This is a genomic window from Candidatus Schekmanbacteria bacterium (assembly GCA_016219965.1).
Classification (GTDB): Bacteria; Schekmanbacteria; GWA2-38-11; order GWA2-38-11; family J061; genus JACRJM01.
Genome location: JACRJM010000009.1, coordinates 100,055 through 119,886 on the forward strand (window position 1 = coordinate 100,055; position 19,832 = coordinate 119,886).

Annotated in this window: 16 protein-coding genes; 10 read left to right on the forward strand and 6 right to left on the reverse strand. The window is 38.9% G+C overall.

Going from position 1 to position 19,832, the window contains the following annotated elements; genetic code table 11:
• Positions 1–2: 2 nt before the first annotated feature.
• Positions 3–863 (forward strand): hypothetical protein, encoded by an 861-nt coding sequence (locus HZA77_11410; GenBank protein ID MBI5376034.1) that lies wholly within the window; start codon positions 3–5, stop codon positions 861–863.
• 1 nt (position 864) lies between these two features.
• Positions 865–1,422 carry a hydrolase gene (locus tag HZA77_11415; protein ID MBI5376035.1) on the forward strand — a complete coding sequence of 186 codons (558 nt, stop codon included), beginning with the start codon at positions 865–867 and terminating at the stop codon, positions 1,420–1,422.
• A 3-nt stretch (positions 1,423–1,425) separates the two neighbouring features.
• Here HZA77_11415 and HZA77_11420 read toward each other — a convergent pair whose 3' ends face one another.
• The 5 genes from HZA77_11420 to HZA77_11440 all read right to left on the reverse strand — a co-directional run bounded on the left by HZA77_11420 (position 1,426) and on the right by HZA77_11440 (position 7,620).
• The gene (locus tag HZA77_11420; protein ID MBI5376036.1) at positions 1,426–2,853 is read right to left on the reverse strand and encodes a radical SAM protein; all 1,428 of its coding nucleotides are present in this window, start codon (positions 2,851–2,853) and stop codon (positions 1,426–1,428) included.
• A 134-nt stretch (positions 2,854–2,987) separates the two neighbouring features.
• On the reverse strand, positions 2,988–3,563 hold the full coding sequence (locus HZA77_11425) for a pyridoxamine 5'-phosphate oxidase family protein (GenBank protein ID MBI5376037.1): 576 nt from the start codon (positions 3,561–3,563) through the stop codon (positions 2,988–2,990).
• Positions 3,564–3,582: 19 nt separating this feature from the next.
• Positions 3,583–4,935, reverse strand: a complete 1,353-nt coding sequence (locus HZA77_11430) for a glycosyltransferase family 39 protein (GenBank protein ID MBI5376038.1) — start codon at positions 4,933–4,935, stop codon at positions 3,583–3,585.
• A gap of 42 nt (positions 4,936–4,977) precedes the next feature.
• On the reverse strand, positions 4,978–6,255 hold the full coding sequence (locus HZA77_11435; GenBank protein MBI5376039.1) for a hypothetical protein: 1,278 nt from the start codon (positions 6,253–6,255) through the stop codon (positions 4,978–4,980).
• Positions 6,256–6,267: 12 nt separating this feature from the next.
• Positions 6,268–7,620, reverse strand: a complete 1,353-nt coding sequence (locus HZA77_11440) for a sulfatase (GenBank protein MBI5376040.1) — start codon at positions 7,618–7,620, stop codon at positions 6,268–6,270.
• Positions 7,621–7,849: 229 nt separating this feature from the next.
• On the opposite strand from HZA77_11440, the gene HZA77_11445 reads away from it, so the two are divergent.
• The 4 genes from HZA77_11445 to HZA77_11460 are packed head-to-tail and all read left to right on the forward strand — an operon-like array spanning position 7,850 to position 15,134.
• Positions 7,850–10,207 (forward strand): hypothetical protein, encoded by a 2,358-nt coding sequence (locus tag HZA77_11445; protein MBI5376041.1) that lies wholly within the window; start codon positions 7,850–7,852, stop codon positions 10,205–10,207.
• Between the two features lie 2 nt (positions 10,208–10,209).
• A complete protein-coding gene (locus tag HZA77_11450; GenBank protein MBI5376042.1) occupies positions 10,210–12,261 on the forward strand; it encodes a sulfatase in 2,052 nt (683 codons plus the stop codon).
• Positions 12,262–12,264: 3 nt separating this feature from the next.
• Positions 12,265–13,251 carry a glycosyltransferase gene (locus HZA77_11455; GenBank protein MBI5376043.1) on the forward strand — a complete coding sequence of 329 codons (987 nt, stop codon included), beginning with the start codon at positions 12,265–12,267 and terminating at the stop codon, positions 13,249–13,251.
• Positions 13,248–15,134, forward strand: coding sequence for a hypothetical protein (locus HZA77_11460; protein ID MBI5376044.1), 1,887 nt, complete (start codon positions 13,248–13,250; stop codon positions 15,132–15,134). Before HZA77_11455 ends, HZA77_11460 begins: the two co-directional genes overlap by 4 nt.
• A gap of 13 nt (positions 15,135–15,147) precedes the next feature.
• Here the strand turns inward: HZA77_11460 and HZA77_11465 are convergent, their stop codons facing one another.
• Entirely contained in the window at positions 15,148–16,086 is a 939-nt protein-coding gene (locus HZA77_11465) for an FkbM family methyltransferase (protein MBI5376045.1), read from the reverse strand.
• Between the two features lie 232 nt (positions 16,087–16,318).
• On the opposite strand from HZA77_11465, the gene HZA77_11470 reads away from it, so the two are divergent.
• Genes HZA77_11470 through HZA77_11485 form a run of 4 tightly spaced genes read left to right on the forward strand, consistent with a single transcriptional unit; the run spans position 16,319 to position 19,831 of the window.
• Entirely contained in the window at positions 16,319–17,044 is a 726-nt protein-coding gene (locus HZA77_11470; protein MBI5376046.1) for a glycosyltransferase family 2 protein, read from the forward strand.
• A gap of 8 nt (positions 17,045–17,052) precedes the next feature.
• Positions 17,053–18,132 (forward strand): radical SAM protein, encoded by a 1,080-nt coding sequence (locus HZA77_11475; GenBank protein ID MBI5376047.1) that lies wholly within the window; start codon positions 17,053–17,055, stop codon positions 18,130–18,132.
• A gap of 23 nt (positions 18,133–18,155) precedes the next feature.
• Complete coding sequence (locus HZA77_11480) at positions 18,156–19,145, forward strand: NAD-dependent epimerase/dehydratase family protein (GenBank protein ID MBI5376048.1); 990 nt, start codon at positions 18,156–18,158, stop codon at positions 19,143–19,145.
• 14 nt (positions 19,146–19,159) lie between these two features.
• Positions 19,160–19,831: a methyltransferase domain-containing protein gene (locus HZA77_11485; GenBank protein ID MBI5376049.1), complete on the forward strand. Its 672-nt coding sequence runs from the start codon at positions 19,160–19,162 to the stop codon at positions 19,829–19,831.
• Position 19,832: the final 1 nt, after the last annotated feature.

Consider the following 19,832-nt stretch of genomic DNA (forward strand, 5'->3'; position numbering starts at 1 on the left):
TTATGGATCTGAACAAAGTTAAATCTGAGCTGGCAGGAGTAGAAAAAGGTTACACTGATTTTATAAAGAGCTATTTTGAAAACTGGGAAGTATGGGGCAATGCCTCAGAAAGGGTTTATCAGGGTGAAGATGTAAGCGAATCTGAGATACCAAAAGCCTTTCACACTGAGATGAAGATGATGAAGATGATCCTTAAGATGGAAGCTGCCGGCGAATTCGACTGGAACAATCCTGGCGTAAGGAAGATGTTTTCAGAATTTTCACAAAGTCCCTTCTATACGTATTTTGGTGATACTGTAGTTGAAATAGCATTCAGGCTTGCAAAACTTATCGGTGCCGGGAGCATGATTGAAATCGGGGCAGGGAGCGGCAACCTCACGAGAAAAATGGTGAACCTCATGAAGAAGAACGATAATTTTTATCCCCTTCTTCTTACTGACAACAAACCTATAGTTCTTGAACAGCCGGAAAATATAATGAAGGAAAGCGGATTCGAAAATATAAAATCAGTTATATGGGATATATCAAATAAACCATCTCAAGATATCAAATCATTTCTTAAATCACCGGTTGTCTGTTACGAGCGCTACACGGTTACTTATACTAGTCCGGCTGTAATCAGGAATATTGCCGAAGTAGCGGATATACTGGTAATGGGAGACTGGCTTTGCAATACAGATCAGGTTTTCGGCTATGACAAGGTTTTCAGCAAGATAGGAGCGAAACGAATTCTCTTTTCTGATGTTAAAAAAGAACTTGATAAGTTTTATTCCCATTATTACTTTTTTGACAAAGCTGCTCAGGATGCCATTAAAAGCCCATATACTGGACTTATGATTGCCATTAAAGACGACAGGAGATAATATGCCTGAGAATAATTTTCTTGGCAGAGATGATTCTGCTCTAATTATAATAGACGTGCAGGAAAAGCTTTTCCCCTATGTCCTTGACCAGTTGAACCTCCAGAGAAAAATAGAGATGCTCGCAAAGACTGCCGGGCTTTTAAAACTTCCTATGATTTTGACCGAGCATTATCCAAAGGGGTTGGGAAAAACAATCCCTGCAATAGCTAACCTTATAAACAGTGCGGTTAAAATTGAAAAAACATCCTTTGGCTGCTGCGGGGACAGCGGATTTAATGATGCACTTAAAAAAAGCGGCAAACAAAAATTAATAATATCAGGTATTGAAGCCCACATCTGCGTAGCCCAGACTGCAATAGGGCTTAAAAATAAAGGCTTTGATGTTTATCTTGCCGCCGATGCCATAAGCTCAAGGGATAGATTCGATATGCAGATTGCAATTGAGAGAATGCGGCGTGAAGGGATAGTTATTACGACTACCGAGGCTGTAATGTATGAGTTGATGCAGGATGCCTCGGACCCGCTGTTTAAGGAATTCCTGAAGATAGTAAAGGAATGATGATTATTTATTAATCTTTGACTGCTGTTTCAATATTTTCCGTGCTTTTTTGACATCATTTTTCTTTTTATTCTGGCGTCCTAAAACAAAGGGATTTATGGAAGTCCTTGCGACGTTGAAGAGCAGTTTTGGGGTCAACAGACCATTGGAAACAAAGAATGCGAAAATCTTCCATAACGTTGAAGCAGTGTAGAACTTTCCATAAATTGTTTTTCTGATTTCTTTAATATCACTTACAGAATATTTATCTGAATAAACTCTCTCCTTTTTGTCAATATGATAGCCGCGGAGACCTTTTATCTCGGCATACATGGGAGAGGTCGGGGCGCACCTCAGGTTGCTGACACCTATGGAGCCAATGCCGACCTCGCGGGCAAAGCCGGCAATATTGAGCATTTCTTCCTTTGTCTCATTGGGGCTGCCTATTATGAAATAGGCGTGAGAAAATATATTGAATTTCCGGAGAACCGCAAATCCCTTTCTCAAATCATCAGTTGTAAATCCCTTTCTCATCTGCTTTAGAACATGATCCTGTGATGATTCGATACCAAGCGTAAGAAATCTGAATCCTGCTTTTTCCATTTTGGCGAGTACCTCAGGATGTCGGTAGATTTCTATCCTTGCATTGGAAACAAATACTTTTTTAATTTTCTGCTCAATGATGAGGTCGCATATCCGCTCAACTCTTTTTACATCATGGGTGAAGTTCTCATCGAGGAAAATTATGAAATCCGCGTCGATCTCTTTTATTTCCTCAACAACATCTTCAGGCTCACGGCCTCTCCATTTTATCTTTTCTCCATCGGGTGTAAAATTGAAAGTACAAAACTTGCAGTTATACGGGCATCCTCTTGATGAAAAGACGCCATCAACTGTATATCCGAAATTAATGCCGCTGATTTTAAACTGATATTTATAATCTCTTAAATTTCTGCCTATCTTATAAAAATGGCTTAGATCATCCATACCCCTCATGGGGTTATGAATGACTTTTCCATCGCAGTTGTATGAAATTCCCTTTATTTCGTGTAAAGGGGTGTTCTGGAGGATTTCCCTTATTGTTTTCTCTCCTTCTCCTCTGACAATGATATCAATATTGGGGCATTCCTGTAAGAGGGTTTCTGTGGTTTCCGTGGCTTCACGTCCGCCAACTATGGTAAGTATGCCTGGAGGGATTGAGCGTATAAGCTCTTTCACCTTTTTTTTCTCGTAGTACCAGTTGACGCTGATTAAAACAGCATCAGGGAGGGGGTTCATAAAACGGCTGAGGTTCCCATTCTCAAATCGCATATCCACAATTTTTATCTTCTCTGAAAATTCGCTTGCAGTCCTGGCTATGCTTTCAAGACCTATGGGAGGCATGAACCCGGCAGAAGAAAGCTCTTTCTTGTATGGATAAATACATAATATATTTTTTAACTTTTCTGTCACAATTTAATCCGTTGTAGAAGGCTAGTTATCAGATTTCTTCAATGCGCGAAGGAATTCGAGAAGTATGAATAGACAATACCAATTCAAATCAGGAAAAGCAAACAATAATAAGCGATTGAAATTACAATTTACAGTTACTCTTTCTTAGTCCATGTATATTTTACCGCGCTTTTTTCCGGTTCAAGATAGAGATAAATTATCTTTTCAGGTTCTATTCTTATGAGACTGAAGGCATTAAGGACCTTTTCAAAAAAAGTTTCTCTCTCAGATTCAGGAAGCTCTCCTCTCTTTATCCTGTCATCTACCATCTTTCCCATTGAATCGTACATGCCAAACTCGCGGAATTTTTCAAGGTAAAGCTTTTCATTGTTCTTTTTTGTGATAAGGGCCGCATTCCCGAAATACTGCATGCTCTTGTTTGTCGCGCTGTGGTCTCCCACTGATTTATAAACCGTGACTGACACAGAGGGGTTCTCTTTGATGTTAACTACTTTTTCCCCTGGTTCAGCACCTATCCACAGAACAAGCCCTTCGCTGAAGAAATCAACCGGAGTGTTTCTCGGTTTATTATTCCTGCATGTGGCAAGTGCGCATGCGCTTCCATGTGCAAGTCCGCATCCCACATCAAGAGTTCCTTTCCTCGAACTATTCTCATTCAGGAATTCTATTATCTCCTTTTCAAGCTTCTCTTTATCCATCTTTCCCTTCATGTCATGTCCCTTCTTGTGTTTAGAGAAAAACCGAACCGATTCTTTTCATCCACATGATAATAAAAATAATTACAGAAATGGAAGCAAATAGCAGTGCAGTACGTTTTATTTTAGTTAGAGCGGGTATTCCGGTACAGAGAGCATCAGCTGCATAGAGCATAACAAAAGGCATTAGCCCCAGCCTGAACCTTGACATTCCGAATGTAATTGTGTGGATTGTTATTGTATAGAAAAACAGGCACAGGAAAAGGATCCTGATATGAGAAGAATTTGCTCTCTCGGTTCCGATTACCAATCCTGCAATGCCGAGAAGGACTATCGCCATGTAGGACAAAACATCGGTCCAGATGGTTATTTTGGCGATTGAGCTTTCGGGATTGCCGTAAAGTTTTAACTTGATGTGGCGCACAAGAAATGAGGTCGGAGAGAAAAGATCACATATTTTGGTCGGTATTTTTTTTAGAAAATCCAAAGGTGCATCAGCGATACATTTTAATGCAATCGCAGTTCTTTCTTTGTCCCTGTCTATGACATTCATTGACATATCGGGGTTTTCATAGGTCTTGTAACTTCTCCACATGTTGTAATCGTAATTAGCCGGACCTCCGGGCGTGTTACCGCTTATTAGGTTCACTCCCAGATTGGCGTCAACCAAACAGAACCTGTCGTATACGATATAGTTTCTGATAGTCCATGGAGAAATTAGAAGAAGAGCCGTTATAAGGGGCAGGCAAATGTTCCTCATCTGTTTCTTTTTTCTGAGCCCGGCAGAAAAATACATCCAGAGCATTATGACCGGATAGAAATAAAGGGAGAGGGGTTTGATATAAGCTGTTGCAGCAAGCATGATTCCGGAGATTATTGGCCACCGGATTGATTCCTCCTCTGTCGTTCTTAAAATGCAGTAAATGAACAGGTAGAAAAGGAATATATAGAGCGTCTCATTCCAGAAATAATGAGTGAAGGCAATAAGAGTAGGATTAAAGGAAACAATTGCGCAGGCTATTGCCCCGGTTTTCTCCGAAAAATATTTTTTCCCAATAAGGTATATAACATATGCTGACAGAGTGCTTAAAACTATCTGGGAAAGTTTAGCTGCAACCACCCAGTTGTTGAATAAAGATATATGCGCTGCAAGAAAGGATATGTAGCCTGGAGGCCAGAGAAGCCCGTTCCAGAGGACATCTTTTTGAATCCCAACTCCGTTTCCTGATGAAAGCCCCTCTGCAAGAGTCTTATAGAAGAGTTCATCGTTCACGAACGGTATATTTGAAAACCTGAGCAGAAGTATGAGTTTTAATATGAATGATACAATTAGAATTACGATTACATGGAAAGTCAGGTTCCTATCTTTATCAATGTTTGATTGCATATTCCCTGGTCTGATTAGATATTGCCTGGGATGATTGCTGGTCTATACTTTTGTGTTCTCTTCATCCATCAGCGCCCCTATGCAGAGAAGTGTTAATGTGAAACCTATATAATTGTTGTGGAAAAATCTTGAAAAATAAAGAAAGAAAAAAAGCAGTACGGTATAGAAAATGACCATAGCTTTTACTGTGTTCTGCCTGCGCTGTAATGCTATGAATATTAGAAAAAGCGGAGTACAGAAAATAAGCTGGAATATCCAGAAAGGAATATAATCCTGTTCACCGTATCCCGCAAAAACAAATAATTGTGCAAAACCGAATCCCGGGCTTCCTCCAAGCGGATAGCTTGAACCCTGTATCTTTCCTAAATTGAAATCAAAAACATCTTCTTTTAATGAATGTAAATCCCATAGAAGGTATGGACCAATTATTACAAGCACTAAAATTACAAAGGGGAGTATCTTTTTAAAAGTTCCTAACACTTTCTGGCTGAAGCTGGTTCCTCCGTTCCTGAGGTAAATGTAATGAATGAAAAAAGGTAAAAGAAGCCACGAGGTTGGCTTGACGGTAAATGCAAGTCCAAAAAAAAGTGACGCAGTCTGGATTTTGTTTCTGCGAAGAAAATAAATGATGCATAGAAGGAAGAAGAATACCAATATGTCATTCCGTCCAGGGATAATGTATTGAGAGAAGACGGGGTTTAATCCTATTGCTATGATTATCAGAAGACGGTTTGTGTATCTCTTTGAAAATGATAATGCCAGCCAAAGTGATAAAAGAAATGCAACGAGATAAATAAACCTCATATCAAACCAGCCAAGGGTATTAATAGAAATATAGTAAAATGGAATCGGCAGCAGGAATGAGAGCGGAAGATAGGGATAATGGTAAATTATAGTACGGAGCCCGAAAGGATGGTTTTCATATAAATATTGTTCTTCAAGCTCCGTGCCGCGGTAATCTGATGTATATGGGTTCTTTCCCTCAATAAACATTTTCATGGCTTCTTTGGTATGTATTACCCCTCCGTCGTGGGCATAGGACTTTACACCTAAGATATGCCGTTCATAGGTGCTGTAAAGTGTTGGTATTATAAGGACTGATAAAATCAAAGCGGCAATGATTACAAGTTTTGCACGATAAACAGACCTTTCAGAAATAGCTTTTTGAGATGTGACGATTGCAGGAATTATATCTGTCAGAATATAGCAGCCGGCTAAAAAAAGCATGAAAGGCTGTGTTACAAACTTTAATTTCTGAGGAATGAAATTGAGACAGGATACTGTGCCGATTGCAAGGAGCAGAGAGTCGATTGATATCAAGAAGGCTTACCCTTATTTAATGTATCCAAGTAATCTGAGCTTCTCTATCCTTTCCTTTTCCATTTCTTCAACAAGGAGTGGTTTTTTTGCCAGTTTTTCTTTTGTACTTACTTCATGTTCAAGTATTTTGCGCATTTCTGCTGATAATATTTTCTTTTCATTAATGAGGTTTTTTGTTTCTAATGGGTCATCTGCCATGTTGTAAAGTTCTTCCATGCCGTCTTTATAGTTAAGAATATATTGGTAATTATCAAGGATAATAGTCCTGAGATCAAGACCATCATATTTTCTGGTTTCGCAATAAACACTTTTGTCTTCCCATTTATTGCCTTTTCCTTCAAGTAAGGGGACAAGGCTTTTGCCTTCAATCCGAGACGCTGGATTTATTCCTGCAATTTCAAGAAGTGTGGGGAGAAGGTCTATGTGACTTACAACGGTATCAATCTTCTTTCCCTTTTCAAAGAGCGGGGGATATGAAATTATAAATGGGACATGTATCAGTTCTCTGTAAACATTGTCAGCATGATACCATTTCCCGTGTTCCATGAATGATTCGCCATGATCACTTGTTATAACAATAACTGAATTTTCGAGTATCCCGTATTTTTCGAATTCCTTTAATAATTCACCGAATACATCGTCGCAGTGCCTTATTTCTCCGTCATAGAGAGCTTCTGATACTTCCTTCCCCATGGGATCGCCCTCTACTTTGAACATTTCTTTGTATTTTTCCGGCGGATTGTACCTTCCTTTTATCCCGGGCTGGTGATCGGCATGGGCATCTATGTAATGAACCCACATAAAGAATTTCTTGTCATGATTGTTTTCTAACCAGCTTATTGCTTTTTCATTTACACATTCCGCATTTTCCCAAAGGCATTCTTCATCATAATAATCAAAACCCTGCGCAAACCCCTCTTTACGAATTAAATGCCCGTTTGTTGAAAACCCTGCAGTTGTGTATCCAGCGGATTTCATGAATTCCGGGAGTGTTTCAAAGTCATCGCTTAAAACTTCCTGGTAGATTATTTTCTTGCTTTCAATCTGGGCACGCACATTTCCATGTATAACGGGAAGAATAGAAGTGAACATTGATATCATTGACGGCAATGTCCATGACGCATGGGAGTAACAGTTTTCAAAAAGCACGCCATTCTTTGCGATCCTGTCCACGTTAGGTGAAGTTTCCCTCCTGTATCCATAAGCCCCTATATGATCAGCCCTTGCTGCATCTATGGTTATGAGAATGATATTGAGATTAGTGTTTTTTTCGACCGGTTTTCTCATGCATCCCAGACATGGAAGCAAAAGTAAAACAAAGGCCATATATACCGGTAAACATTTTCTTGATTTATATAATGTCATAATCGCACCCTCAATAATCGTATTTGCTTATGCAAAGCTAACTATATATTATCATACGTCATACTTTCAACCCATTTCAATTGCTTTACATCTTTGAAAATTTTCTCTTTTCTTTGCCTGTAGTAATTTTTTTTGTTATTCTGTTTAATTATATGCCGCTGATTAGATTCATTTTTCTAACTTGGAGAGAGAAGACTGATGATTGCTGTTTGTTCATAAAGGAATACAAATGATCAAAAAGAATACAACTTTTTTCTTTTTTTTAATTCTTCTCCTTGTTCACAGGGTTTTCCTGCTTCTTGCTAACTTCGATATCTTTATCCAGGATGAGGAGCGATATAACGGCACCATAGCAATTGAAATGATTCGCGGACTCAAGATGCCTCTCTTCTTTTATCAGCATCAGCCCTATGCCCCAGGTGCGATGATAATGGGAGTTCTTGCTGCTCCTTTTTACCTGCTCTTCGGCGAATCATATATGTCGTTAAAATATCTTGCTCTTGCTGTGACCGTACTTTTGTTCTCGTTCTGGTATTTCTTTGTAAGAAGGATTGCTGGTGAACAATGTGCATTATTATTCTCTCTTTTTTTTATTTTTGCGCCTCCAAATGCTATCAAGTATTCTGTTCTTGCCCTTGGGAACCATTATGAAAGCTGCCTGTTCACTATTGTAGTGATTTATCTGATGACAGTGGGTTTATATGAAAAAAACGGAGACAGGAATCCTGACCTTTTATTTATTATTTTGGCCGGAGTCATCAGTGGTTTTGCCACTTACTTTGTTTTAACCTTTATTGCGACGGTTGTTCTATGTCTTTTTTTCTGGTTTCTCAAAGACCGTCTTTTTTTTGCAAGAAAAGCCTTTGCAGCCTACGCATTGTCGTTCTGTGCCGGGTTTTTGCCATGGCTTTATAACACCATCAAATACGGGGCAATGAGCCTTAACTTCCATGGGACTCCAATATACCTTGCAGAGGCGGATGAGTCCATCTGGGCAAAAACAATAAGATATCTTACTACGGGGATGTCCCTTTCCTTCGGATTTGAAGGGATCGGCTGGAGCAACATTGACAGCTTTCTCTATTACGCTGTTGTTATGGGTGCTGTTGTTTATTTCTTTTTCCGGTACCGCAGGGATGTCAAAAATCTTTTTATATGTTTATTCTCATTTAGACGTTCTGATAAAGAGGATAATGGGTTTCTTGATGGTAAAATGGTTCTTGCTTTTTTCCCTTTAGTATTTTCAGCCATATTCATTGCATCGGGCTTTAAAGTGCCTAAAAAGAAGTTTTTTGATGCTATGTTTTATAATCCTTTTGATACATATTATTATCTTTCTTACCGGTATTTTGTCCCATTGTTTCCTTTTGCCTTTTTCTTTATGGCTCTCTTTATATGTTTTTTGTTAAGTGAAAAAAAGAAAACTATACGAGTATGGTCTGGTTATTTTATTATATTGCTTATACTTGGCTTAACAGGAAACTCTTATTACAAGCTTGCTATAGAGAGAGAATGGTTCAAAGGAAGTCTTTATACCGGTTCTGACTATATGGTTCTTGGCAAAAAAATCACTGAGGTGTACGGTAACAATTTGCCGGATGTTTACAGGAAGCTGTCGGATATAGATGAGGGCTACAAAGTTGCTGCATTCAGGGGAGCCGGTATAGCAATGGGGAATAAAGATGATGGACTTAAGGGAATAATTCCTCTGATGCAAGAATCTTCTGATACTGAGAAAAAATGGCTTATTCAGGGTTATTCAAATGGTCTTTTCGAACGAGCTAAAATAGATGTGGATACTCTTGATATAAAAGCAGGGAATAAAAAAATTGAGATTGATGATATTTTTAAAACTGTTCCGTCTTATTTATTGCCGGTTATCAAAAGGGAAATAGGGAAGATTTCATCCTATTCCTGCAATTTTAAAACAGAAAGTAAAATTAAGGCTTCAATAAAATTTCTTGATAGGGTGCATCAAAGATATGATGCTTCTTTTGAGGATCTTCACATCCATAACCCCCACTTTTCAAATGCTGATTTCTGGAGTAGTGTAACGGAAGATGTTAATCCAGTTACTGCGGGTTTTATTTATTGTGCTATTGGAAGAGACATGTCTTTTATCGGCTTTGAGTCGACTGCGACGTTTAATTCGTGGTTGGAAAAGACGGACCCGCTTTACAGGCGATATCTTATTGATGGTATAGCTGAAACAAGCGGTCCTTATTTTAAGCATGATTTTAGCAAAGTTCTTAAAACAGCATTATCTCTACCTGATGAATACAGTGAGAAATTTATTAGTTCGGCAGGAGAGGCTTTTTTTTGGGAAAACTGGGATAAGGTTGGAGATATTAAATCACTTCCTGGAACTGCTGTGGTTGCAGACAACCCGTATTTCTACCGGGGCATAGGCCGGGGAGCAGGCTATCTTCTCTGGTGGAACAGGCAGAAATCAGATGACATTATTTCCAGGATGGACGAAAAACAAAGGGAGGAGTTTCTTTCCGGCATGAGAGAAAGAATAGATGAAACTTTTGATATAACTATTCCAAGCTATTACAGGTATTTTAATCTGAGGATAGAGTACTGAAAATGAAGCGTTGTTTATTTATTTTATTTATTGCTGTTATTCTCGTATCTGCAGGCGGATGCGGAAAAAAAAACATCAATGCAGAAAAAGATTACAATATAGTCCTTATTGTAGCTGATACCCTGAGGTCAGATTACATCTCATGTTACGGGAATAGATGGATTAAAACGCCTTCAATTGATTCGATTGCAAAAGACGGGATTCTGTTTGAAAATGCAATTTCCCAGGCATCATGGACGCTCCCTTCACATGCATCTCTTATGACATCCAGATATCCTATTCAGCATGGCTGTTTGAGCTACAACAATCCTCTTTCTGAAAAAGAAACCACACTTGCTGAAGTTTTAAAGCAGGACAACTTTACCACAGGTGCTTTTATAAGCACTTTTCTTGTAAGCTCTAAATTTGGCTTCCAGCAGGGTTTTGACACATTTGACGAAAAACTTGATTCTGATTTTCAAAGACCAGTAACAGAATTCCATGCTGACAGTCTTAGGTGGATTGAAAAAAAGAAAAATGGAAAATTTTTCCTGTGGCTCCATTATTTTGAGCCTCACTATCCATATCTTCCGCATATTCCTTTTACTGATGATTATGAGAAGATTTTAAATAAAAAAGTGAAAGGTACTTTTGACCGCTCTCATGAATGGATAAAGGATACGTATAATAAGAAAAAAGAGGACATTTCAGAAGCTGATACAAACAGAATGAGGAGCCTCTATGCCGGAGAAATAAGCTATCTGGATCGTTTTATTGGAGAAGTAATCTCCAAGCTAAAAGAGGAAGGGGTTTATGACAAGACTCTCATAATATTTACATCAGACCATGGAGAGATGCTGGGAGAACATCATCTTATAGAACACGGCGAAAGCCTTTACCAGGAAGAGATCCATGTGCCTCTCATTATAAAACTACCGGCAGATATGAAATACACACACGGAGCTCGTATAAACGGAATAGTAGAGCATGTTGATGTGATGCCTACTCTTCTTGACCTGCTGGGAGTGAAATCCAATATCAAGCTTGAGGGGAAAAGCCTCCGTTCATTAATTTTAGGGATTTCAGGGATTTCAGAAAATAATGCCATAGTAAAACCAATTGCCCATAGCGAGGTGCACAACTATAAAAGTCTGATATCTGGAAATTTGAAGCTGATAATGTCGTTACCAGTGCTTGATACTCCAATGCTCTTCGATATCAATAAGGACCCGGAAGAAAAAAATAATATTTATTATGAAGAGAAAGAAAAAGCCAAAGAAATGAAGAATGGGCTTCTGGACTGGGTAATGGCAATGAACAATCCTGCACCAGCAAAGACACGTCTTACAAGAGAAGAGGAAGATAAACTTAAAAGCCTCGGATATATTAATGCAGGTGTAAGCAGGACGCTTAATATAAGTGTCTATCCTCCTTCAGGACTAACTGCTGAAGTTCGCGATGGGAATATTCTGCGTTATTTGTCAGGTGGTAAAATCCAGATGAAAGAGGAGAAATGGAATGGAACAGAAATCCAATTAACGCCTGATGGACATGGCAAAGAGGGAACAGTGGAGTTCTGGTTCAAACCAGCCTGGGAATGGAATAAGAGCGATAAAGTGAAGGTGTTTTCCTTAAATGCCGGCAAATCCTCTGTTATAAATGTTGACAAGGTTGGGGAGGCACTTGATACAAATGAAGGGAAAGTTTACAGAGGTTCATTCCTCAGAGTTGGTGTAAGCAGTGAATCGGATAGGTTTGTATACTATGATGTTAGCCGGTTATCTGACAATATTCCACACCATATACTTCTTACATGGAAAAATATATCAGCACAAGAAGGGGGAAGAATTTTACTTTTTATTGACGGCACAAAAGATGAGTTTTCTCCGGAATTGAAATTTACTGCTCCACTGAATGAGGGAATAAACTCGATAACTTTTGGAGATGGAAATAAAAGAGAGAGTATGGGTAATTTAAAAATTTACAGAAACTTTTATGAATCGGGCTCCATAATTATGCAGGTGTACAGAAAAGCTTTAGAGTATGAAGAAACAACCCATGAAACAGGAAAATAAATCATGACGGAAATTTCCATTGTAATACCTACATATAACGCGTCTTTTTCCATAGAAGACTGCCTTAAGGCGATTTACGAAACTACGGGAGTTGATTTTGAAGTCATAATAGTTGATGACCTTTCCACTGACAACACCATTGAGATAGTGAAGCAATTCCCGTGCAGACTCATAAAGCTTGAAGAAAAAAGCGGACCTTCTCTAGCGAGAAACATCGGAGCAGAGAATGCGAAGAGCGATATAATAATGTTTGTCGATTCAGACGCTGTCGTTGAAAATGGGGGGATTGAGAGGCTGGTATCAGTTTTCAGAAAAAATCCTGATATAGCGTGCGTAAGCGGTGTATTTGACGTAAATCCGAATAAACTGAGTTTTTTCTCACGATACAGAGACAGGCAGGTTGCATACTGGCATTATTCAGCATGCGATGATGTTAGCATTTTTATCCTTACTGCAGGTGCTATAAGAAAGGATGTTTTTTTTGAAGTCGGTGGATTTGAAAGAAAATTCGGCGTAAAGGCGGATATAGAGGATTTTGAAATCGGTCACAGGATAGTCAGCAGAGGGCACAAGATGGTGGTTGATAAGCAGATAAGGTTTTATCATTTTGAACACTCTTCACGGTTTACAAATCTCGTAAAAAAACTTTTCAAGAGGACGAGGCTCTGGATGCATCTTTTCTGGAAAAGAAAAAAGTTTGAAAAAAATTATGTCACTGCTGAAAGATCATATGCTGCTATATTTGCAGGATTGAGTTTTCTTTTCCTTGTTCTTGCCGCCATATCATCAATATTCCTTATTCCTGCCGTGGTTTCATTTATCTTATTTGTTCTTCTGGATGCCGGATTTTACAGATTCCTGTTCAAAGACGGCGGTTTATTCTTTCTCATCTACGCGCTGGCAGTTCATTATTTTCTGACTATAGTCATATGTACAGGTGCATTTGTAGGTCTGAGCCAGGCACTTCTAGGATTAGAGGCCCAAAAGTGACGTCAATCAGAAACAGAATTGCTCTTGGCATTATCATCCTTCAGCAGTTCTTTTTTGTGACAGCTTATCTTCCATTCAAAGAGTGGTTCTCAAAGACCCTCATATATTCCGACGATTTTATAATACATTACGGCGGCACCCTTATTCAGAATAGGATTATAGACACTCAGGGTTTTAGCACGATATGGGGATATCTTCCCTTTTTCCGCGCCGGGACTGTAACGCTTACACTTCTCTCAATCGACAGCAAGGCATGGGGGATATTTGCAAGACTATTGTCAGGACTGATTTCATATGAAGCGGGGTTTAAGCTGTTCTTCGTAATATCAGTTCTGCTAATCCCTGTTGCGCTCTATTACAGCGCAAAGAATTTCGGCTGTGATGAAAGGGAATCTCTTGCAGCTACTGTGCTTGGAACGCTTTATCTTCAGACGTCAATATGTGTTGATTTCATTAAATGGGGTACTGTTTCATTCGTATTTGCTTCTTATCTGTCATTGTTTGCTGCTTCGATTCTCCATTCATATTTTGAAAAAAGGGAGATCAGGAGACTTTTTTATTTCACGGTAATCTGTATCGTGACTTTCTGGATACATATTCTTGCTGCCGTTGCAGTTGCTATTCCTGTTTTTTTTCTGTTGCTTTCAAGGATTAATCTTTCTTCATCAAAGGAGCTCACCTTATCATTATTTGTATCTTTTGGTGTAATACTCTTAATGACTTATCCTATCTATCATCCTCTTCTTCTTTTCTTTGATCTTAGAACCAATTTCTTCCCATGGGACCCATATTTTACAACCAGTCCATGGGAACCGGTTAAAACTTATATTTTCCAATATTCAATTTTTAATGACTATGCCGGCATCCCTTTTAAAAAGAACACATTGTTTGATCTGCTACTTGTTCTATTAACTTTTTACGGTTTCCGCGAATGGTTTAAAACCGGGAAAAAAAGTATTCTCTTCTGCCTTGCAGGAGCATTCGCCTGTTTTTTTCTTCTTGGGTTCTATGGCTCGTTCAAGGAATTTACAAAACGCCTCACTCCTCTGCGCTTTATCATAACAATGAACGTATTCCTTTCCCTTCCTGCTGCGGTAGGTTTAATTTCATTTTACGAGCTCATTAATAAAGGGAAAGGTAAAGTTGTTAAAAACATGACATGGATTGTTTCATTAATACTTCTGACAGTTTTTCTTTTTACTCCCTATTATCATTTTTATGTTCGTAAGGATTTCCGTCTTGCCACTGAAGAGCCATCTGGCATTAAACCGCTGGTTGAGATGATCAAAAATAACACAACGGCGAAAGGGCGCATCCTCTGTGAAAACTCGGATTGGGAAAGCGGACATATGTATTTTGGCGGACATTTTGCAGTGCTTTTCCCGGATTATACTGGCCGTGAGTTTGTAGGCAGTGAATATTCAACGGATCCAATGAAGGACAGTTTTGTAAGTTTTTACGATGGATTTCTTTTTCATGAGAAATTTGAATGGTATGACAGAGGAAAAATCGGGGAGTATTGCGACCTCTATAATATAAAATGGATTATATGTTGGTCTCCTGCTGCTGTTCGGCTCGTTGAATCTTTTCCCGATTATATTGGAAAAAAGACACAGAACGGCATTTTCAGGCTTTATGAAGTTAAAAGGCAGGGGGATTATTTCCTGAAAGGTTCTGGAGAAATTGACGCTTCAATAAATAATCTTAAACTTTCAAATCTAAAGCCGGATGCAGGCGAGGTTGTAATATCATATCATTGGATTAAGACATTAAAAACAGATCCGCCTGTAGAAATGAAAGAAACACGTTATTTGGACGACCCTGTCGGGTTTGTAAGGCTTATTAATCCCCCTGCGGATGTTACAATTTATAACGGGTATTAGAAATTTCTTGATTCTACTGTGCTTTCTCATTAGGGATTGCGAGAATATCTGTTCCGCCTTTCAGCGGGATGTATTTAAAATGATTATGAATAGTTATCTCTTTTGTTTTCGTGTTGTTAAACAGTCTGTAATCCAGCGAGCGGAAAAAATCATAATATGAAAAGAAATTAAGCTCTCTTTCTTCCATCATGAACACTCCAAGCTCAAAGAGTATTGTCGGTCTGCATTTGGAGATTATCTTTCGCGAGCCTTTTAGAACTTCCATTTCATGCCCGTCAGTATCAATCTTTATAAAATCAATTGATCGGATATTTTGCTCTTTGCAGAAATCATCGATAGTGACAGCTTTTACTCCATCTGAAGGCTTTTCTATTCCCCAGTGTACGGGATGTCTGTCGCCGTTTCCGCTGTTGTCAACTTTCCAGCTCGCATAAGCTTTGATTACAGGGGCATCAGATCTCATTGATGAAACAAAAGATTGAACAGGGATTATACGTTTTGAAAGCTTAGGGTTGAGTGTCAGATTTTTTTTCAGTTTTGAGAATGCATAATGTGTCGGCTCAAATGAATATACCCTTCCTAAGCCGGCCAATTTTGCATAGTGCAATGACATTATTCCGCAATTGGCACCGATATCCAGCACTGTTGAGTTGTCCGGAAGCTGAAGAACTCTGTTGTTATAAGTGTGTTCCTGGAATTTACCAAAAACGAACAGAGACAGATCTATTCCTTCAGTTAAGTCTATATGGTATTTAATATCGTTGCGGGTTATGGTCCTTTGTCTGTCTCTTAAAAAAATAGTGACCAGCCTGTAAAGTATCTTCCCGATGGTGATATTTATTTTTGTCAGGGGGAGACGCTTGACAAACGGAACCTTGTATGAGGCTTTTACTGAAACAGTAGTAAGCTTGGCAATGTAGTTGCTGTGTAGTTTAGTAAATAAATTTTGCATAAACGCAATAAAGGTATATTGTTTGCAAAATGGATTGATATTCAATTACAATAAACAGCATTATAGTGTCAACAATTGTTTTTCTGTAACTTTTTTTCTGAAAAGTTAACCCGTTGTATTCCTTGACTCTCTTATATTGATATTCTATTTTAGGAATATATGTTCTCCTTATTAACCTGAACCTTGTGTGTGACGAATAGTCCACATGCTTTTTTATTTAAGGAGTCTTTGATTGTACAAGGGTAAGCGTGTTTCAGTTATTCTTCCCACATATAATGAGAAGGATTCCATAAGGATGGTGATCAACGATTTTTTTGACACCGGCTATGTGGATGAAGTCCTAGTTATTAACAACAATGCAGCTCCCGGCACAGACAAGGAAGTGGCGCAGACTGCTGCGCTGCAGATATTTGAAACAAAACAGGGGTACGGTTTTGCAACGCAGCGCGGACTTGCTGAAGCTAAAGGCGACCTCTTGGTGATATGCGAGCCTGACGGAACATTTTTCGGACATGATATTATAAAGCTCCTTGCATATTCCGAGGATTTTGATGTTGTTTTCGGCACAAGGACCACTTCAAAGCTCATACTTGAAGGCGCCAATATGGGTTTTTTTCTGAGGATAGGCAACTGGGCGGTTGCAAAGCTGATGGAGGCTCTTTTCCTTACCAGCGCACTTACGGATGTGGGATGTACAATGCGTCTTCTTTCGCGCAACGCATATGATAAAATTAAATCCCAGTTTACTATAGGCGCATCCCACTTTGGACCTGAGCTTATGTGCCTTGTGATAACAAACAGAATAAGTTTTATGGAAATCCCTGTAAAATATGCACCGAGAGTAGGTGTATCTTCAGTGACAGGTAACAAATTTGTCGCTTTCTCCCTCGGGATGAGAATGATACTGCTCATTTTGAAGTACAGGATTAGAAGCCTTTTTTCCATTAGTCCGAAATAAAAATCATAATGGCAATTTCTAACTGGGTTAACGTCGCAAGAAGTTACTGGTGGAGCAAAAGCCCTCCATATCTGATATTCCAGATTACATCAGGATGCAATTCGAGGTGTCTTACCTGTTTTAACTGGGAAAAAATCGGAGAACATCCTTCAAAAGAGGATTTGACATTAGATGAGATAGAGAAGATTTCACGAAATTACGGGAGGCTTTTACAGCTTACTCTTGGAGGAGGAGAACCATTTCTTCGTAATGATATAGACCAGATATGCAGTATATTTAACCGTTACAGTTCAGTACAGCATATTACCATACCGACTAACGCCCTGCTTCCTGAGCGGGTTGCCGCAAAGGTAGAAGCCATACTTAAAACCTGTTCACTCAATTATCTGAGAATAGGGCTTTCCCTTGATGCGATAGGAGAAGAACATGACAGGATCAGAGGTGTGCCAGGAAACTATGAAAAACTGGTCGAGACATATAATGCTCTTGTCCCGCTTAAAAAGAAATTCAGGAATCTTGGGGTCGAAGTGAGCTCTGTGCTTTCAGCTCTTAACTGTGATTCGATTATGAATACAATAGACGTTGTAAAAAAGGAGTTTCCCCACATTGATAAACATGCCTTAGTCATGATTCGGGGAGATGCGCGGGTAGCTGAGACAAAAAGTGTTTCTCCTGAAAAGTATCGTGAAGTTATAAAATATCTTTCCATGGAAAATGTCAGTGAAGATGAAGGGAAGTTTATTCCACGTTTTTTTAAGGCAGTGTTTAACCTGAATACCCAGATGGTATATGATGATTTAAAGGGTAATGGCTGGGAAATAACATGCCTTGCAGGCGAAAAGCTTCTTATAATAACCTCTAATGGTGATGTTTATCCGTGCGAGATTCTCGGTACAAAACTTGGCAATCTCAGGGAATATGGATATGATGTTTCTTCGATTATGGGTTTATCTGACTCAAAGGAAGTAATAAACAAAATAAAGAGGGATAAGTGCTCTTGCTCCTTCGAATGTGCCATACATGCGAGCCTGATTTTTGACCTAAAGAATTTTCCGCGCATACTTTTAAAAATGATAAAATCAAATTAAGATAACAAAAATTTCTCCATAAAATGAATAAAATTTATCTTACAGGTGCAGGAGGTTTTATAGGAAGCAGGTTTCTCGAATTCATGGTGAAAACTGGTTTTGCGGGGGAGATAATTTGTCCTGTAAGGGGAGATTATGCATTCAAGGTAAATGAAATAAATAAATCAGCGAATTTTTATAGTGCTGATTTGAACGATAAGGATTCTGTTGCACGCGGGATGAAAGGATGTGATACGGTATTTCATTTTGCTGCAAAAGCAAGCATGCGGAAAGGAAAGGGGACATATAGCACAAATGTGATAGGAACAAAAAACATTGTTGACGCTGCTAATGATTCAGGGAGTGTAAAAAAAATAATTTTCCTGAGTACTATTTGGGCTGTTGACAGAAGTCCTTATGATACTTGCAGCGTACCCCTTGATGATGATTCAGAATGCATCCCTTCAACGGCATATGGCAGATCAAAGTATGAGGGGGAGCTAATTATAAAGAAATCAGGCATTCCCTATGTAATCTTTAGGCTTCCCCCAGTGTATGGCCCAGGAAGCAAACCGAATTATTTCGTGTCAAGGTTGATACTGGGTATAAAAAACTCTAATCCTCTTTACAGGATCGCTTTTCCTGCGAAGATTAGCCTTTTATATATAGATGACATTGTCGAAGCATGTTATCTTTCCGGAATGAAAGATGATATACGTAATGGAGCTTTTTTTTTAAGTAGCAGTAATGCTGTTTCAATCTCTGATATCATAAAAGAGATTATAAAAGAGCTTGGATTAAGTACGGCACCTCTGGATATTAATGAAGGGCTTGTAAAGCTTCTTAAGTCGGCCTTTTGCTCGAAGGCATTGAGGCACATTGTACCGCCAGAATGGAAGTCGATTATATTGGACTACCTTGTGTGTGATTCATCGGGGTTTAAGAAAGTCTCGGGTTTTCAGCCTTCTGTTGATATGAAAGAAGGAATTTGTGAAACTGTAAAGTGGTACCGTGAATCAGGATGGCCGCAATAAGAGGAGAATCGGTTATGGATGATGAAACACATATAATGTTTGAGAATATATTTGCGGACCTTTTCACTCCTGAGGAGATTGAAAAAAGGAAGAATCTCTGGAAAATATTGTGCCGTGATTTTTTCGAGAAATTCATTAAAAAAGACGACGTGGTTCTTGACCTTGGAGCAGGTTACTGTGAGTTTATAAATAATGTGAGATGCGGCAAAAAATATGCTGTTGATCAGCACACTCACCCTCAGAAATATGCGAACAGTGACGTTAAAGTGATTATCTCAAATAGTTCTTCCATCACTGAGATTGAAGATGAATCAATCGATGTGGTTTTTGTAAGCAACTTCTGGGAGCATATGAGGGACAGGGATGAGCTTAAGGCTACGCTAAGGGAAGTAAGACGGATGATGAAAAAGGATGGCAGGCTTATAGTTCTTCAGCCCAATATCAGGTATTGTTATAAGCTCTACTGGGATTTTTTTGATCATGTTATTCCCTTGAGCCACAAGAGTATGGAGGAAATATTGAAGTTTATGGGATTCAGGATAGAGTACCTTAAACCTAAGTTTCTTCCTTACAGCACAAAGTCTCGTTATCCGAAACATCCGTTTTTTGTAAAAACTTATCTGAAACTTCCTTTCCTCCATTATATTTTCGGAAAGCAGATGGTTGTCGTAGCGGGAAAGAGGTAAA

Bases quoted from the DNA above. Each gene is read 5' to 3' on its own strand.
- HZA77_11410 (MBI5376034.1), top strand. From the start codon at position 3: ATGGATCTGAACAAAGTTAAATCTGAGCTGGCAGGAGTAGAAAAAGGT.
- HZA77_11415 (MBI5376035.1), top strand. From the start codon at position 865: ATGCCTGAGAATAATTTTCTTGGCAGAGATGATTCTGCTCTAATTATA.
- HZA77_11425 (MBI5376037.1), bottom strand. From the start codon at position 3,563: ATGAAGGGAAAGATGGATAAAGAGAAGCTTGAAAAGGAGATAATAGAA.
- HZA77_11430 (MBI5376038.1), bottom strand. From the start codon at position 4,935: ATGCAATCAAACATTGATAAAGATAGGAACCTGACTTTCCATGTAATC.
- HZA77_11440 (MBI5376040.1), bottom strand. From the start codon at position 7,620: ATGACATTATATAAATCAAGAAAATGTTTACCGGTATATATGGCCTTT.
- HZA77_11445 (MBI5376041.1), top strand. From the start codon at position 7,850: ATGATCAAAAAGAATACAACTTTTTTCTTTTTTTTAATTCTTCTCCTT.
- HZA77_11450 (MBI5376042.1), top strand. From the start codon at position 10,210: ATGAAGCGTTGTTTATTTATTTTATTTATTGCTGTTATTCTCGTATCT.
- HZA77_11455 (MBI5376043.1), top strand. From the start codon at position 12,265: ATGACGGAAATTTCCATTGTAATACCTACATATAACGCGTCTTTTTCC.
- HZA77_11465 (MBI5376045.1), bottom strand. From the start codon at position 16,086: ATGCAAAATTTATTTACTAAACTACACAGCAACTACATTGCCAAGCTT.
- HZA77_11475 (MBI5376047.1), top strand. From the start codon at position 17,053: ATGGCAATTTCTAACTGGGTTAACGTCGCAAGAAGTTACTGGTGGAGC.
- HZA77_11480 (MBI5376048.1), top strand. From the start codon at position 18,156: ATGAATAAAATTTATCTTACAGGTGCAGGAGGTTTTATAGGAAGCAGG.
- HZA77_11485 (MBI5376049.1), top strand. From the start codon at position 19,160: ATGGATGATGAAACACATATAATGTTTGAGAATATATTTGCGGACCTT.